The sequence below is a fragment of the Burkholderia seminalis genome (assembly GCF_001718535.1).
Classification (GTDB): Bacteria; Pseudomonadota; Gammaproteobacteria; order Burkholderiales; family Burkholderiaceae; genus Burkholderia; species Burkholderia seminalis.
The window spans coordinates 952,095-965,722 of the sequence record NZ_CP013398.1; the positions used below are offsets into that span (position 1 = coordinate 952,095).

Consider the following 13,628-nt stretch of genomic DNA (forward strand, 5'->3'; position numbering starts at 1 on the left):
GTCCGGAATGCAGGCATTGAAGGGAATCAAGGTCGTCGATCTGAGTCGCGCGCTGTCGGGGCCGTTCTGCTCGATGGTGCTCGCCGATCTCGGCGCCGACGTGATCAAGGTCGAGTCGGGGCCGCACGGCGACATGAGCCGCGCATGGGGGCCGTTCGATCGCGGCGTGAGCACGTACTACCTGTCCTGCAACCGCAACAAGCGCGGTATCTGCGTGGACTTCCGGCAGCCGGCGGGCCTCGACGTCGTGCGGCGGCTGATCGCGCAGGCCGACGTCGTGATCGAGAATTTCAAGGCCGGCACGATGGATGCGATGGGGCTCGGCTACGCGGCGCTGAGCGCGCATGATCCGCGGCTCGTGATGGGCAGCGTCACCGCGTTCGGCCCGCGCGGCCCGCTGCGCGACTGGCCGGGCTTCGACCAGATCGCGCAGGGTTATGCCGGGCTGATGAGCCTCACCGGGTTCGCGGACGGCGAACCGACCCGCACGGGTACCGCGATCGGCGATCTCAGCTCGGGAATGTGGGTCGCGACCGGCGTGATGGCTGCACTGTTCGAGCGCGAGCGCACCGGTCGCGGCCAGCATGTCGGCACGTCGCTGCTCGAAAGCCTCGTTGCGCTGCTGAGCGTGCACGGGCAACGCTACCTGAGTCTCGGCGACGTGCCGCGCCGCACCGGCAATGCGCATGCGGTGATCGCGCCGTACGGCGTGTTCGAGACCGCCGACGGGCCGCTCAACCTCGCGCCGATCACGACCGACATGTGGCTGCGGCTGTGCCAGTTGCTGGAGCTGCCCGAGCTGTCGGACGATCCGCGCTTCGCGACCAACGATGCACGCGTCGCGCATCGCGACGAACTCAAGGTGTTGCTCGAAAGCCGGCTGCGCACGCGCGGCAAGCGCGAATGGACGCGGCGTTTCGTCGAAGCCGGGTTGCCGGCCGGGCCGATCAACACGCTCGACGAAGTGTTCGACGATCCGCAGCTCGCGCATTGCGGGCTGGTCGAGCCGGTTGCGCATCCGACGCTCGGCACGCTGCGCCAGGTCGTCACGCCGCTCGGCGGGATGGGCGACGACCTGCCCGCGCCGCGCACGCGCCACGCGCCGCCGCTGCTCGGCGAGCATACGGTCGACGTGCTGCGCGAAGCGGGCTACGGCGACGACGCGATCGACCAACTGCTGGCCGGGCGTGCGATCTTCCAGGCGGAAGCCGTGGCGGAGGCCGTGCAATGACCGCCATGACGAAACACGACAGCGCGTCGACCGTGACGGTCGACATGGTCGGCGAGCGGATCGCGCGCGTGCGGTTCGCGAATCCGGCGCGGCGGCATGCGCTCGACGCACCGTTGCTCGATGCGCTGGTCGCGCACCTCGATGCGCTGGCCGGGCATCGTCCGCCGCCCGTCGTGATCCTGTCGAACGACGGCAGCGGCGACGTGTGGAGCGCGGGGCACGACCTGCGCGAACTGGCGGACGATCGCGATCCGCTCGCCTACGGCAAGCCGCTCGAACGCGCGCTGCGGCGCGTGCGGACCTATCCGGGCGCGGTGGTCGCGGCGGTCGCCGGGTCGGCGTGGGGCGGGGCCGTCGATCTCGTGATGAGCTGCGACCTCGTCGTCGCGGCGCGCGACGCGCGTTTCGCGATGACGCCGGCGAACCTCGGCCTGCCGTACTCGACGAGCGGCCTGCTGCGTTTTTACGACAACCTGCCGATTCACGTGCTGAAGGAAATGTTCTTCTGCGCGCAGCCGCTCGATGCGGCGCGCGCCGCGCATCACGGGCTCGTGAACCGGCTGGCCGAAGCCGGTGGCGTCGACGACGCGGCGCTCGACGTCGCGCGCACGATTGCCGCGAAGGCGCCGCTTGCCGTGCATGCGGTGAAGGAGCAGTTGCGCGTGCTGCAGGACGCGCGGCCGCTGCCTGCCGACGCATTCGAACGGATTGCCGAGTTGCGCCGGCAAGCGTGCGAAGGCGCCGACTTCGACGAAGGGTTGCGTGCGTTTGGCGAGCACCGAGCGCCGCGGTTTCGCGGCGTCTAGGCGGGTTCGGTCGCGCTGCGGCGGTGCGCTACATGCCGCCGAGCGCGTGCACGCCGACGAGCAGCAACGCGCCGAGCGCGATCAGCAGCAGGGCGTGAATGCGCGTGTAGATCACGCACAGCGTTGACGCCACCGCGATCGCGCGCGCGGCCCAGCCGCCGTCGAGCGCCTGCAGCAGCACCCAGACCGATGCGAGGATCATGCCGGCCGCGATCGGGCGCAGGCCGGCTTCGAGCGCGATCTGCCAGCGCTTGCCCTGGTGCCGCCGCCACAGATGCGCGACGCCGTAGATCAGGAACGCGGTCGGGCCGAACAGCGCAAGCGTCGCGATCACCGCGCCCCAGAAGCCCGCGACCTGCCAGCCGATCAGCGTCGCCAGCAGCGAGCCGGGGCCCGGCGCCATCCGTGCGATCGCGAAGTCGTTCACGAATTGCGTGGCGGTCATCCAGTGATGCACGTCGACGACCTGCCGCTGGATGTCGGCGATGATCGCCTGGCCGCCGCCGATCGTCGCGATCGACAACGGCGCGAATACGCCGAACAGGGCCGCATAACGGGGCGACACGGTCATCGCGTATCGTTCCCGGCCGGTGCCGCGGCCGCGCGGCGGTATTCGAGCGCGACGCTCAGCGTGCCGCCGATCAGCACGGTCCACACGAGCGGCCAGTGCAGCACCGCAACCGACACGAACGTGAGCGCCGTTACCGCGAACGGCAGTGCGCGACGCGGCAGCCGCCGCACGGCGGTGACGGCCATCGAGATCGACAGTCCGATCGCCGCGGCTGCGGCGCCCGCGAGCGCGACATGCGTGAGCGGGAAGCGCGTGAGGGTCGAGAACGCGACGCCGAACAGCACGATCAGCACGGCCGGCGGCGCGATGATGCCGGTGAAGCCGGCCACCGCGCCGCGCCATCCGGCGAGGCGGTAGCCGATCCAGATCGCGAGGTTCTTCACGTTGACACCCGGCAACGCCTGCGACAGCGCGAGGCCGTTGAGGAACGCCTCTTCGTCGAGCCAGCGCCGCTCGTGGACGAAGTCGCGCATCATCCGCCCGCTCAGTCCGCCGCCGAAGCTGGTCAGGCCGATCTGCGTGAACGCGACGAACAGCGCGAGGAGGCCGGGCGGCGGTGCGGCGCCTGCGGGCGGCGCCGGGGAAGTCGTGGCGGTGGACGGGGGCATCGGGCGGGTAGCGCGTGGCGATCGGACGATCGCCCATGTTACAAGCGGCGCCTGTCAGCAGGCTGACATGGGCCCGGCGCCGGTGCGACGGCATCCGCAACGATCCGACGCGCTACGCGCGCACGACCGTCACGCCAGCCGCCTCGATCGGTTTCGTCAGCGCGGTGTCGGTTTCCTGTTCGACGACGACCGTCTGCGCCAGCGTGATCTCGCCGATCACGAACTGCGACGCCGCGCGCAGTTTCGACTGCGACGCGAGCACGACGGTCTCGGCCGCGCGTTCCGCCAGCGCGCGCTTGATCGCCGCTTCCTCGAAATCGCCGGTGCTCAGCCCCGCGACCGGATGGACGCCCGTGACGCCCATGAAGTACAGGTCCGCGTGGACGCGTGCGATGCCTTCCATCGCCGCCGCGCCGACCGCGACGATCGAATGCTTGTAGAGCCGGCCGCCGATCAGGATCACGTCGATCGACGGATGCGCGGCCAGCGCGACCGCGACGCTCGGGCTGTGCGTGACGATCGTCGCGCGCAGGTCGGCCGGCAACTGGCCGACGAGCAGCGCGGAGGTCGTGCCGCCGTCGATGATCGCGACCTGGCCCGGCGCGATCATCTCCGCGGCCCGCCGCGCGATGCGCCGCTTTTCCGCCGTCTCGAGCGCCTCGCGCTGCGCGAACGGCGCGACGGCCGGCGACGCCGGCAGCGCGCCGCCATGCACGCGCTGCAGCAGGCCTTCGGCCGCGAGCTCGCGCAGGTCGCGGCGCACCGTGTCTTCGGACACGCCGAATTGCGCGCTCAGCTCGACGGCCAGCACCTGGCCGTCGCGCGCGAGCGCATCGAGGATCGCCTTCTTGCGTTGGGTCGTCAGCATCGTGTTTGCACGAAAATTCTTGGAATTGCACGAAACTGCACGTTACCATGGGCGCCGTCCTTTGTCGAACGGGAGGCTGCAATGGCTGCAACGCATGACCGGGTGCGCATCGTCGATACGACGGTGCTGTCCGATGACTGGTATGTGCTCAGGAAGGTGACCTTCGATTTCCGGCGCCGCGACGGAACGTGGCAGCGCCTGAGCCGCGAGACCTACGATCGCGGCAACGGCGCGACGATCCTGCTGCGCCATGCCGGCACGGGCGACGTGCTGCTGACGCGGCAGTTCCGGATGCCGGCGTTCGTGAGCGGCCACGACGGCATGCTGCTCGAAGCGGCGGCCGGCCTGCTCGACGATGAAACACCCGAAGCGCGCATCCGCGCGGAGGCCGAGGAGGAGACCGGCTATCGCGTGCGCGGCGTGCGCAAGGTGTTCGAGGCGTTCATGAGCCCCGGCTCCGTGACGGAGAAGCTGCATTTCTTCGTCGGCGAATACGATGCGTCGCTGCGCACCGGCGACGGCGGCGGCGTCGCGGAGGAGGGCGAGGATCTCGAAGTCGTCGAGATGCCGCTGCAGGCGGCGCTGGACGCGGTCGAGCGCGGCGAGATCGTCGACGCGAAGACGATCATGCTGCTGCAGTACGTCGCGCTGCGGGAAACCGCCGGCGCGCGCGCCGCATGACGCCGCGGCTCGTGCTGGTCGCCGGCCCCTACCGCAGCGGCACCGACGGCGACCCCGCGCGCATCGCCGCGAACCTGCACCGGCTGGAGACGGCGGCGCTCGCCGTGTATCGCCGCGGGCATGTGCCGATGATCGGCGAGTGGGTATCGCTGCCGCTCGCGGTCGCGGCCGGGTCGCGGCAGGTCGGCGACGCGATCAGCGAGACGTTCCTGTATCCGGCCGCGCACCGGCTGTTGCGACGTTGCGATGCGGTGCTGCGGATCGACGGCGCATCGCGCGGAGCGGACATGGATGTCGGCCTTGCACGGCAGCTCGGCAAGCCGGTCTATTTCTCGGCCGACGCGATTCCGGTCGCGCAGGACGATTCGGATCGCTGAGCGGGCAGCGCGGCGCCGGGCCGACGGTTCGCGGGCGGCCTCGCCGTAGCGGCTGCTGTCCGCATGGGGGCGGCCGGACGAGCGTGGCATCGCGCCGCTGTATCGCGCTGGCGTCGCGACGCTCGAACGGGCGTATGATCGCGTCGCCACCCGCGCAACGTTCGACGTTACCGCCTCCCCATCATGCCGTTCTCCGATTCCGTTGATTCCGCCGCCGCGCAACTGCCCGCCGATCACGTCGCCGCCGCCGTCGATGCGCTCGCACGCGCCGACGCGTTGCTCGTGACGGCCGGCGCGGGTATCGGCGTCGATTCGGGGCTGCCCGATTTTCGTGGCACGGACGGCTTCTGGCGCGCATATCCGGCGCTGCGTCACGCGCGTCTCGAATTCCACGAGATCGCGTCGCCGCACGCATTTCGCGCGCGTGCGCCGCTCGCGTGGGGATTCTATGGGCACCGTCTCGCGCTCTATCGCGCGACGGTGCCGCATGCGGGCTTCGCGATCCTGCGCCGCTGGATCGACGCGATGCCGAACGGCGGCTTCGTGCTGACGAGCAACGTCGACGGCCAGTTCCAGAAAGCCGGCTTCGATCCGGCGCGCATCGTCGAGATTCACGGGTCTATTCACGCGATGCAGTGCCTGCGGCCGTGCACGGACGATACGTGGGAGGCGGCGCCGTTCGTGCCGGATGTCGACGAGGCGACATGCCGCCTGATCGGCGACATGCCGGGCTGTCCGCATTGCGGCGGCCTCGCGCGGCCGAACATCCTGATGTTCGGCGATACCGGCTGGCTCGGTGCGCGCTACGACGCGCAGGAACGCGCGCTGGAAGACTGGATCGCGCAGGCCGGGCGCGTCGCCGTGGTCGAGATCGGCGCGGGCACCGCGATTCCGACCGTGCGGCTGCTGAGCGAACGGCTCGGTGCGGACGTGATCCGCATCAACGCGCGCGAAGCGCAGGCGCGCCGTTCCGACGTGATCGGGCTGGAAGGCGGTGCGCTTGCGACGTTGACCACGCTCGATCGCGCGTGGCGCGGCGGCTGAGCACCTCGCCACGGGCCGAGCGGCGCCGATCGCGCCGTTACGGCCGGGCGACGAGCGCCTGCACGAGGGCCGGCGCGACGGGCGAACCGAGGCCGGTGACGTAGTCGTAGCCGCCGGCCGCGCTGCAGACGCTGCCGCAAGTGCCGTTGGACCCGGTCGTCACGTCGTGAAAGGCGCTGCCGTACGCGTTCTTGCCGACCGTATAAAGCGCATCGTAGGTGCCGCTCAACGACCGCTTGCCGGCCGCGGCGCGCAGCGAATTCGCGATCGCGACGAGCGCCGACCATTGCGGCGCGCCCGCGCTCGTGCCGCCGACCTGGAACCAGCCGGCCTGCCCCTGATAGGCGACCGAGTCGTACACCGCGAAGCCGCTGGACGGATTCGCGTCGTAGCTGACGTCGGGCACGCCGCGCTTGCCGGCCACCGGAATCGGCCATGCCGTCTGGCCGGCCGGCTCGGCCTCGGTGGTGCTCACGCCGCCGCCGCTGCCGCTCCACGCCGCTTCGCCGACGTAGTTGCCGGCGCTGTCGGACGACAGCGTCGTGCCACCGACCGACACCACGTACGGCGACGCGGCCGGGTATTCGGTCCCGGTGCCGCTGTCGCCGGACGACGCGACGAACGTGACGCCCGCGACGCTGAAGTGGCCGTCGAAGCCGGTCTCGCTGCTGAACTCGTTGCCGCCGAAACTCATCGATACGACCGACGCTCCGCGCTTGACGGCCACGTCGACCGCGGCCAGGAGGTCGCTGAAGCTGGCCGACGCGGCCTCGACGAGCATGATCTTCGCCTTCGGCGCGATCGCATGCACCCATTCGACGTCGAGCGAGATCTCGAGCGCCCAGCCCGAATCGGTCTTCGGCCGTGCGCCATGCGCGTACACCTTGGTGAAACAGCCGTTCGACGACGTGCAGGCCGGCAGCGAGAACGCGTTGCTGAACACGCCGAGGTCCGACTCGATCTTCGGATCGTCGTATGCGTCGACGATCGCGACGACCATCCCGTCGCCCTGGTTCGCGATCGAGTCGAACCCGTATGCGTGCCGCGTGAGCGCGGGCGTGAGGCCCGCGATCGTGGCCGTGCTCGCGCGCTGCTTCGTGTGGAACGGCGGCCGCGCGAATCCTTTCGGCGCGCGGTTGCCTTCGACGTAGGACTGCGGCCCGTTGCCGTCGGCGAGCACGCCGCCCGATGCGAGCAGCGACGCGCACAGCGCCGGAATCAACATGGATGACAGGCGGATCTTGTTCATTTCTCGAGTCTCCATGTCGATGGAGTGGCGTGGCGAAACAATTTTACGAAATCGACGGAATCAATTGAATCGAATATCGGCCGGATGCGGGAATGCCTGATGAGGGTAAATCCGTGGAATGCCCGTATAAGCAGACGTTTGCCGGGTCGACGGGGGAAATGAATTGTCTTTTTGTCTTTTAAAAATCCGATAAATAATCATCGTATTAAAACGAATTTGTCATGACGGATTGAATTGTTCGGAAATATCGATTACGTCGCGCTGGCGAAAATAACGGAAGGCCTCGAACAGCCGCGACACGATCGGGCGCGTACCGGCTCGCCTGCCGGCATTGCCGCCGTCGCGCGATTCCGCATACAGTTCAGCGTGGGCCGTGTCCGCCGCGCGGCGTCGTCAGTGAGGAGTGGCCTTGTCCTATTCGATCGTCGCGATCTTCGTCGGCGCCGGGCTCGGCGCGCTGCTGCGCTGGTTCCTGAGCCTCGCGCTCAACGCACTCTTTCCGGCCGTGCCGCTCGGCACGCTCGCGTCGAACCTGATCGGCGGCTACGTGATCGGCGTGGCCGCCGTCGTGTTCACGGCGCGCGTCGGGCTGCCGCCCGAGTGGCGGCTGTTCGTGATCACGGGTTTCCTCGGCGGCCTCACGACGTTCTCGACCTATTCGGTCGAAGTGATGACGCATGCGCTCGAGGGCGAATTCGGATGGGCATTGGCGGTGGCTGCCCTACACTTGACTGGATCGTTCGCGCTGACGGCGCTCGGCATGTGGACCGCGCGCGCGTGGCTTGCGGCGGCCTGAGCCGGCCGCCATCGGAGGGTGCGATGGACCGCGTCTTCTTGCGCTTTTACGTGCACGAGCAGCACCGGCTGCACTGGAAACCGCTGTGGGAATGGCTGCTGGAGGAGGCGAACCGGATGGGCGTCGCGGGCGGGTCCGCGTTTCGCGCGATGGCCGGCTTCGGCCAGCATCGCGTGCTGCACGAGGACCGCTTCTTCGAACTGCAAGGTTCGCTCGCGATCGAGGTCGAATTCATCGTCACCGAGGACGAGGCGCAGCGGTTGCTCGAGCGGCTGTCGCACGAGAAAGTACGCGTGTGCTACGCGATGATGCCGGCGCGCTTCGGCGTGATCGACACGCTCGGCGCACCGCCGGCGCAGGGGCCGGCGGCGTAGGGTGGCGTCGACTCAGATACCGAACATCGTCAGCGACACGGCGGCGCGCGTGACGATCATCAGCAGCACCTGCACGATCACGAACAACAGGATCGGCGACAGGTCGATGCCGCCGAGGTTCGGGATCACGCGGCGCAGCGGGTTCAGGAACGGCGCGGTGAGCTGGTAGAGGATCGGCATCGCCGGCGAGCGCGGGTTGAGCCACGACAGCAGCGCCATCAGGATCGTCATCCAGATCACGAGATTGAGCGCCCACTTCACGACGGTGAGCAGCGCGACCACGACGAGCGTCGCGATCACCGCGGCCGGATCGAAGCCGGCCATCACGACCATCAGCACGACGTAGACGAGCGCGGTGAGCAGCGCGGCGACGACGCTGGCCCAGTCGATGCCGCGCACGCCGGCGATCACGCGGCGCAGCGGCAGCACGAGCCAGTTGGTCGCCTGCAGCACGGCCTGCGTGACGGGGTTGTACGGCGGCACGCGGACGGCCTGCATCCAGACGCGCAGGATCAGCGCGGCGCCGAACAGCGTGAAGACGGTATTGAGCAGAAAACGGGCGATCTCGCCGAACATCGTTGGCATCCTTTTTATACAGTCAGTAGCGTGCGGCCGCCAACGCCGGTTGGCGGCGCATCGGCCGACACCTTATCACGCCTCGTCGCGCGACGGGGAGGGGGGCGCGGCCGTGCGCGCGAGCGACGTTTCGACGGCTTCGGCCAGCGCCGGCAGCGACGCCGGCGGGGCGGCACGCTTCGCCGCGAGCGCGACCGCGCGGCGCGTCAGCAGCGCATACAGCGCCGCGTGATCGCCGCCGCGCGCCTCGAGCAGCGCGAGCTGGCGTTCGACGATACCCGTATCGCCGCGCGACACCGGGCCGGCCAGCGCGTTGGCGAGCCCCTTGTCGCGGGCGGTCTCGATCGTGCCGGCGAGCATCGGCAGCAGCGCGCGCAGCGCGGCATCCTCGTCGAAGCCGAGGCCGCGCCACAGCTCGACCGCTTCCGACAGCCCGCACAGCGCGAAGCTCGCCGCGTAGTGCGCGGCCGCGTGGTAGAGCATCCGGCCGCCGGCCGGAATCGACAGCGGATGGCAGCCGAGTGCGGCAGCAAGCCGCAGCAGCGTCGCATGCAGCGCGCCGTCGGCTTCGATCGTGACCGAGCAGCCGTCGATGCGCGCGAGGTCGGCATCGGTGCCGCCGAACAGGTAGAGCGGATGAAAGCCGCCGGTGGCCACGCCTTGCTGCTTCGCCGGATCGAGCAGCGCAACCGCCGACGCGCCGCTGCAGTGGACGACTGCCTGGCCGGCGGCGCGCGACGCGTCGAAGCGCAGCGCCGCGGCGGTCGGTGCGAGATGGTCGTCGGGCACCGTCACGAAGATCAGGTCGGCGGCATCGGCAACCTGCTGCGGCGTATCGACTGCCCGGCACCCGTCGATGCGCGCGGCGAGGTCGGCCGCCGACGCGGGCGTGCGGCTCGCGATCGCGACGACGGGGAAGCCGGCTTGCGCGAAGCGCTGCGCGACGCAGCGCGCGAGGCGGCCGGCACCGATGAAGCCGAGGCGGGGGATGTCGGGAAGCGGCATGGCGGCGGACGTAAGCAAAAACGAAGCAACCGCCAGTATCGCAGGAATGTCGGTGGCGCTGCGCAAGGGCGGCTGCCGTGCCATGGCAGGTATTCATGACCGGTGTGCGGCCCGGTCTCCCTGCGTACCGATGCCCGGCGTCACGGCCGAATGACGACCGGAGAATCCGACCCCGAAACATGGCGCGTGCCCGCGTCGCTTGAAATGTCGGCATCTTGTCTCAAATTTGTAATCGTTCATTACGTGCGTGTACCCGCTGCGCGTGCCGTATCCGGTAAGACTGACCGGCCCGTGTGTCGCGCCCCGAGTTGTCGGACGGAATCGCGCGTTCCGCAAGGGTCGCCGCCCGCTCAGGACGCCATGCCGCAGGGCATCTCCCGCTGCGTGCAATTGCAATTTGCAACAAATGCGCGATACGCGAGGGGCGGGTTTTCGCTACATTGCTTCCATGCGACGTGCATGCCCGCCGTTGCCGACAGGAGCGCACAAAATACCGCTCCAGCAGGAGAATCGAAGTGAAAAAGCTCATTCCGTTCATCGCCGCCGCCGCGCTGGGCCTGGGTGCCGCAAGCGCCGCGCAGGCCCACGTGTCGATCGGGGTCGGCATCGGTATCCCGGTCGCGCCTGCGTACCCCGTTTATGCACCGCCGCCGCCCGTGTACTACGCGCCGCCGCCTCCGCCCGTCTATTACGCGCCTGCACCGGCCTACTATGCGCCGCCGCCCGCCGTGGTCGTCGGCGGCTACTACGGTCGCCCGTACTGGCGTCACGGGTACGGCGGCTGGGGCCACCACGGCTACTGGCGTCGCTGATTCGTCCCGCGCGGCCTGACCGCGCGTGGCAAAACGGCGCAGCGTCCCGCCAGGGGCGCTGCGCCGTTTTTCTTTGCGGCGGCCGCTTGACGGGCGGCCCGTGCGGGCCGTCGTCGCCTACACCGCGTGCACGATCAGGTCGCGGTAGCCGCCGACGATCACGCTGTACGAGAAATACGCGAACAGCAGCGCCGACGCGATATGGCACGCGCGCATCAGCCCGGCGCCCGCGCGCTTGCGGCCCTGGCTCGCGAGCGTGCACATGAAGAGCGTCCACGCGAGGCCGCCGAGGAAGAAGCCCGACAGGAACACCGACGCGGTGGCCGGCGTGGTCGCGCCGGCCTTTGCGATCAGTGCGCCGCCGACCGCCGCGAACCACAGGATCGCGCTCGGCGACGACATCGCGAGCAGCATCCCGCGCAGGAAGCTGCGCCGCGCGCTCGCCCGCGGCTGCGGGGCGTCGTCCGCGTCGTCGTCGGCCGCACTGGCCGGCGCCAGTGCTTCGCGCGCCATCTTCCACGTGAGAAACAGCAGGATCGCGCCGCCACCGATCCACACGATCCAGCGCACGGGCTCGAACTGCAGCAGCACGGCCATTCCCGCGAGCGCGAGCGCCGCATAGACGAGATCGCCGACGCACGAGCCGAGGCCGAGCCAGAAACCCGGCCGGAAGCCGTGCGACAGCGTCAGCGACAGCATCGCGACGTTCACGAGGCCGATGTCGAGACAGAGCGACAGCGACAGGAAGAAACCGTCGGACAGCATGGAGGCGGGTGGAAAACTCATCTTTGTCGTTCTTGTGGCGATGGCGAGGCACGGGCCGGCGCGCGCCGGCCGCATGGCGTCAGAGGCCGATCTCCTGCCAGAGCCGGTCGACGCGCGCCTTCACGGCCGCGTCCATCTCGATCGGGCGGCCCCATTCGCGATTCGTCTCGCCGGGCCACTTGTTGGTCGCGTCGAGCCCCATCTTCGAGCCGAGACCGGCCACCGGCGACGCGAAGTCGAGATAGTCGATCGGCGTGCTGTCGACCATCACCGTGTCGCGCACGGGGTCGACGCGCGTCGTGATCGCCCAGATCACTTCCTTCCAGTCGCGGATGTTCACGTCCTCGTCGACGACCACGATGAACTTCGTATACATGAACTGCCGCAGGAAGCTCCACACGCCGAACATCACGCGCTTCGCGTGGCCCGCGTAGCTCTTCTTCATCTGGACGATGGCCATCCGGTAGCTGCAGCCTTCGGGCGGCAGGTAGAAGTCGGTGATCTCGGAGAACTGCTTCTGCAGCAGCGGCACGAACACTTCGTTGAGCGCGACGCCGAGCACGGCGGGCTCGTCGGGCGGCTTGCCCGTGTAGGTCGAGTGGTAGATCGCGTCGCGGCGCATCGTGATGCGCTCGACGGTGAACACCGGGAACCACTCCTGCTCGTTGTAATAGCCGGTGTGATCGCCGTACGGGCCTTCGAGCGCGTGCTCGTACGCGGCCGACGCGTTGCCGGCCGGGCGCGGCGGTGCGCCGGCAGGCGCGGGCGCAGGGGCGCCTTCCTGCGGATGGATGAAGCCTTCGAGCACGATTTCCGCGCGCGCGGGCACCTGCAGCGTGTCGACGCCGGGCGTCAGGCACTTCGCGAGCTCCGTGCGGCTGCCGCGCAGCAGGCCGGCGAACTGGTACTCGGACAGCGAATCGGGCACGGGCGTCACCGCGCCGAGCGTCGTGGCCGGATCGGCGCCGAGCACGACCGCGACCGGGTACGGCTTGCCGGGGTTCCGCAGCGCGAACTCGCGGAAGTCGAGTGCGCCGCCGCGATGGGCGAGCCAGCGCATGATCAGCTTGTTGCGGCCGATCAGCTGCTGGCGGTAGATGCCGAGATTCTGGCGCGACTTGTTCGGCCCGCGCGTGACCGTCAGGCCCCACGTGACGAGCGGCCCCGCATCGCCGGGCCAGCAGGTCTGGATCGGCAGCTTGTTCAGGTCGACGTCGTTGCCTTCCCAGACGATCTCCTGGCACGGCGGCGACGATACCGACTTCGGCGCCATGTCCCACACGGCCTTCGCGAGCGACAGCAGCTTGCCGGCATCCTTCAGGCTCTTCGGCGGATCGGGTTCCTTCAGCGCGGAGAGCAGGCGCCCGAGATCGCGCAGCGAATCGAGCGCGGCGTCGTCGCCCGCATCGACGCCCATCCCGAGCGCGACGCGGCGCGGCGTGCCGAACAGGTTGCCGAGCACGGGAAACGCATGGCCGGTCGGTGCGTTGAACAGCAGCGCCGGGCCGCCGGCGCGCAGCACGCGGTCGCACAGCTCGGTCATTTCGAGTACGGGCGACACGGGTTGCGTGACGCGCCGCAGTTCGCCGAGCGCCTCGAGGCGCTGGATGAAATCGCGTAAGTCTTTGTATTTCATGAAGAAGGTCCGGGCCGCCCGCATGACGGGCGGCGATGGGCGGGCGTAGCGGCCGGCTGCGGCCCCGAATCGACCGACGATTTTACCCCGCGCCGCCGCGCGGCCGCCCGGCAGAGAAAAAAGTCGATCGCGCGCAAACCCCCTACGGCACGGGATTTGCGATCTGAAGGCCCGTCTCAAATTACTTTTTGTTATAGATTTGAGTTTTTATAGTGTTGACGATCTATAA

16 protein-coding genes are annotated in these 13,628 nt (G+C 69.3%); 8 read left to right on the forward strand and 8 right to left on the reverse strand.

Annotation, left to right across the window (positions count from 1 at the left end; translation table 11 throughout):
- Positions 1-7 precede the first annotated feature (7 nt).
- Positions 8-1,231, forward strand: coding sequence for a CaiB/BaiF CoA transferase family protein (locus WJ12_RS04245; RefSeq protein ID WP_059557175.1), 1,224 nt, complete (start codon positions 8-10; stop codon positions 1,229-1,231).
- Positions 1,228-2,037 (forward strand): methylmalonyl-CoA decarboxylase, encoded by an 810-nt coding sequence (gene scpB, locus WJ12_RS04250; RefSeq protein ID WP_059557173.1) that lies wholly within the window; start codon positions 1,228-1,230, stop codon positions 2,035-2,037. Before WJ12_RS04245 ends, scpB begins: the two co-directional genes overlap by 4 nt.
- Positions 2,038-2,065: 28 nt before the next feature.
- On the opposite strand, the gene WJ12_RS04255 is transcribed toward scpB, so the two are convergent.
- The 3 genes from WJ12_RS04255 to WJ12_RS04265 form a co-directional block, all read right to left on the reverse strand.
- On the reverse strand, positions 2,066-2,608 hold the full coding sequence (locus WJ12_RS04255; RefSeq protein WP_059557171.1) for a chromate transporter: 543 nt from the start codon (positions 2,606-2,608) through the stop codon (positions 2,066-2,068).
- On the reverse strand, positions 2,605-3,216 hold the full coding sequence (locus WJ12_RS04260; protein ID WP_034187316.1) for a chromate transporter: 612 nt from the start codon (positions 3,214-3,216) through the stop codon (positions 2,605-2,607). The genes WJ12_RS04255 and WJ12_RS04260 overlap by 4 nt, the downstream gene beginning before the upstream one ends.
- Positions 3,217-3,328: 112 nt before the next feature.
- Positions 3,329-4,084 (reverse strand): DeoR/GlpR family DNA-binding transcription regulator, encoded by a 756-nt coding sequence (locus WJ12_RS04265; protein ID WP_034187317.1) that lies wholly within the window; start codon positions 4,082-4,084, stop codon positions 3,329-3,331.
- Positions 4,085-4,165: 81 nt separating this feature from the next.
- Here WJ12_RS04265 and WJ12_RS04270 point away from each other — a divergent pair, with 81 nt between their 5' ends.
- The 3 genes from WJ12_RS04270 (at position 4,166) to WJ12_RS04280 (ending at position 6,186) form a co-directional block, all read left to right on the forward strand.
- A complete protein-coding gene (locus WJ12_RS04270) occupies positions 4,166-4,765 on the forward strand; it encodes an NUDIX domain-containing protein (RefSeq protein WP_034187318.1) in 600 nt (199 codons plus the stop codon).
- Positions 4,762-5,142, forward strand: a complete 381-nt coding sequence (locus WJ12_RS04275) for a TIR domain-containing protein (protein ID WP_059557169.1) — start codon at positions 4,762-4,764, stop codon at positions 5,140-5,142. The genes WJ12_RS04270 and WJ12_RS04275 overlap by 4 nt, the downstream gene beginning before the upstream one ends.
- A 183-nt stretch (positions 5,143-5,325) precedes the next feature.
- On the forward strand, positions 5,326-6,186 hold the full coding sequence (locus WJ12_RS04280; RefSeq protein WP_059557167.1) for an SIR2 family NAD-dependent protein deacylase: 861 nt from the start codon (positions 5,326-5,328) through the stop codon (positions 6,184-6,186).
- Between the two features lie 37 nt (positions 6,187-6,223).
- Here WJ12_RS04280 and WJ12_RS04285 read toward each other — a convergent pair whose 3' ends face one another.
- On the reverse strand, positions 6,224-7,435 hold the full coding sequence (locus WJ12_RS04285) for a S53 family peptidase (protein WP_059557165.1): 1,212 nt from the start codon (positions 7,433-7,435) through the stop codon (positions 6,224-6,226).
- Positions 7,436-7,844: 409 nt separating this feature from the next.
- Here WJ12_RS04285 and crcB point away from each other — a divergent pair, with 409 nt between their 5' ends.
- Positions 7,845-8,231: a fluoride efflux transporter CrcB gene (crcB, locus tag WJ12_RS04290; RefSeq protein WP_069245548.1), complete on the forward strand. Its 387-nt coding sequence runs from the start codon at positions 7,845-7,847 to the stop codon at positions 8,229-8,231.
- 23 nt (positions 8,232-8,254) lie between these two features.
- Positions 8,255-8,605, forward strand: a complete 351-nt coding sequence (locus tag WJ12_RS04295) for a DUF190 domain-containing protein (protein ID WP_034187323.1) — start codon at positions 8,255-8,257, stop codon at positions 8,603-8,605.
- A 12-nt stretch (positions 8,606-8,617) separates the two neighbouring features.
- Here the strand turns inward: WJ12_RS04295 and WJ12_RS04300 are convergent, their stop codons facing one another.
- Together WJ12_RS04300 and WJ12_RS04305 are read right to left on the reverse strand one after the other, a co-directional pair.
- A complete protein-coding gene (locus WJ12_RS04300; RefSeq protein ID WP_006488584.1) occupies positions 8,618-9,181 on the reverse strand; it encodes a YggT family protein in 564 nt (187 codons plus the stop codon).
- A 75-nt stretch (positions 9,182-9,256) separates the two neighbouring features.
- Positions 9,257-10,186 carry a Rossmann-like and DUF2520 domain-containing protein gene (locus tag WJ12_RS04305; protein WP_034187324.1) on the reverse strand — a complete coding sequence of 310 codons (930 nt, stop codon included), beginning with the start codon at positions 10,184-10,186 and terminating at the stop codon, positions 9,257-9,259.
- Between the two features lie 515 nt (positions 10,187-10,701).
- Here WJ12_RS04305 and WJ12_RS04310 point away from each other — a divergent pair.
- Entirely contained in the window at positions 10,702-10,998 is a 297-nt protein-coding gene (locus WJ12_RS04310) for a hypothetical protein (RefSeq protein ID WP_006488565.1), read from the forward strand.
- Positions 10,999-11,115: 117 nt separating this feature from the next.
- Here WJ12_RS04310 and WJ12_RS04315 read toward each other — a convergent pair whose 3' ends face one another.
- Both WJ12_RS04315 and WJ12_RS04320 read right to left on the reverse strand, forming a co-directional pair.
- The gene (locus WJ12_RS04315) at positions 11,116-11,784 is read right to left on the reverse strand and encodes a LysE family translocator (RefSeq protein ID WP_059557164.1); all 669 of its coding nucleotides are present in this window, start codon (positions 11,782-11,784) and stop codon (positions 11,116-11,118) included.
- A 58-nt stretch (positions 11,785-11,842) separates the two neighbouring features.
- Complete coding sequence (locus WJ12_RS04320; protein WP_034187326.1) at positions 11,843-13,399, reverse strand: UbiD family decarboxylase; 1,557 nt, start codon at positions 13,397-13,399, stop codon at positions 11,843-11,845.
- Positions 13,400-13,628 lie beyond the last annotated feature (229 nt).

Coding starts and splice junctions, on each gene's coding strand:
- WJ12_RS04295 (WP_034187323.1), top strand. CDS start 8,255: ATGGACCGCGTCTTCTTGCGCTTTTACGTGCACGAGCAGCACCGGCTG.
- WJ12_RS04305 (WP_034187324.1), bottom strand. CDS start 10,186: ATGCCGCTTCCCGACATCCCCCGCCTCGGCTTCATCGGTGCCGGCCGC.
- WJ12_RS04285 (WP_059557165.1), bottom strand. CDS start 7,435: ATGAACAAGATCCGCCTGTCATCCATGTTGATTCCGGCGCTGTGCGCG.
- WJ12_RS04265 (WP_034187317.1), bottom strand. CDS start 4,084: ATGCTGACGACCCAACGCAAGAAGGCGATCCTCGATGCGCTCGCGCGC.
- WJ12_RS04275 (WP_059557169.1), top strand. CDS start 4,762: ATGACGCCGCGGCTCGTGCTGGTCGCCGGCCCCTACCGCAGCGGCACC.
- WJ12_RS04255 (WP_059557171.1), bottom strand. CDS start 2,608: ATGACCGTGTCGCCCCGTTATGCGGCCCTGTTCGGCGTATTCGCGCCG.
- scpB (WP_059557173.1), top strand. CDS start 1,228: ATGACCGCCATGACGAAACACGACAGCGCGTCGACCGTGACGGTCGAC.
- WJ12_RS04245 (WP_059557175.1), top strand. CDS start 8: ATGCAGGCATTGAAGGGAATCAAGGTCGTCGATCTGAGTCGCGCGCTG.
- WJ12_RS04320 (WP_034187326.1), bottom strand. CDS start 13,399: ATGAAATACAAAGACTTACGCGATTTCATCCAGCGCCTCGAGGCGCTC.
- WJ12_RS04300 (WP_006488584.1), bottom strand. CDS start 9,181: ATGTTCGGCGAGATCGCCCGTTTTCTGCTCAATACCGTCTTCACGCTG.
- WJ12_RS04260 (WP_034187316.1), bottom strand. CDS start 3,216: ATGCCCCCGTCCACCGCCACGACTTCCCCGGCGCCGCCCGCAGGCGCC.
- WJ12_RS04270 (WP_034187318.1), top strand. CDS start 4,166: ATGGCTGCAACGCATGACCGGGTGCGCATCGTCGATACGACGGTGCTG.
- WJ12_RS04280 (WP_059557167.1), top strand. CDS start 5,326: ATGCCGTTCTCCGATTCCGTTGATTCCGCCGCCGCGCAACTGCCCGCC.
- WJ12_RS04315 (WP_059557164.1), bottom strand. CDS start 11,784: ATGAGTTTTCCACCCGCCTCCATGCTGTCCGACGGTTTCTTCCTGTCG.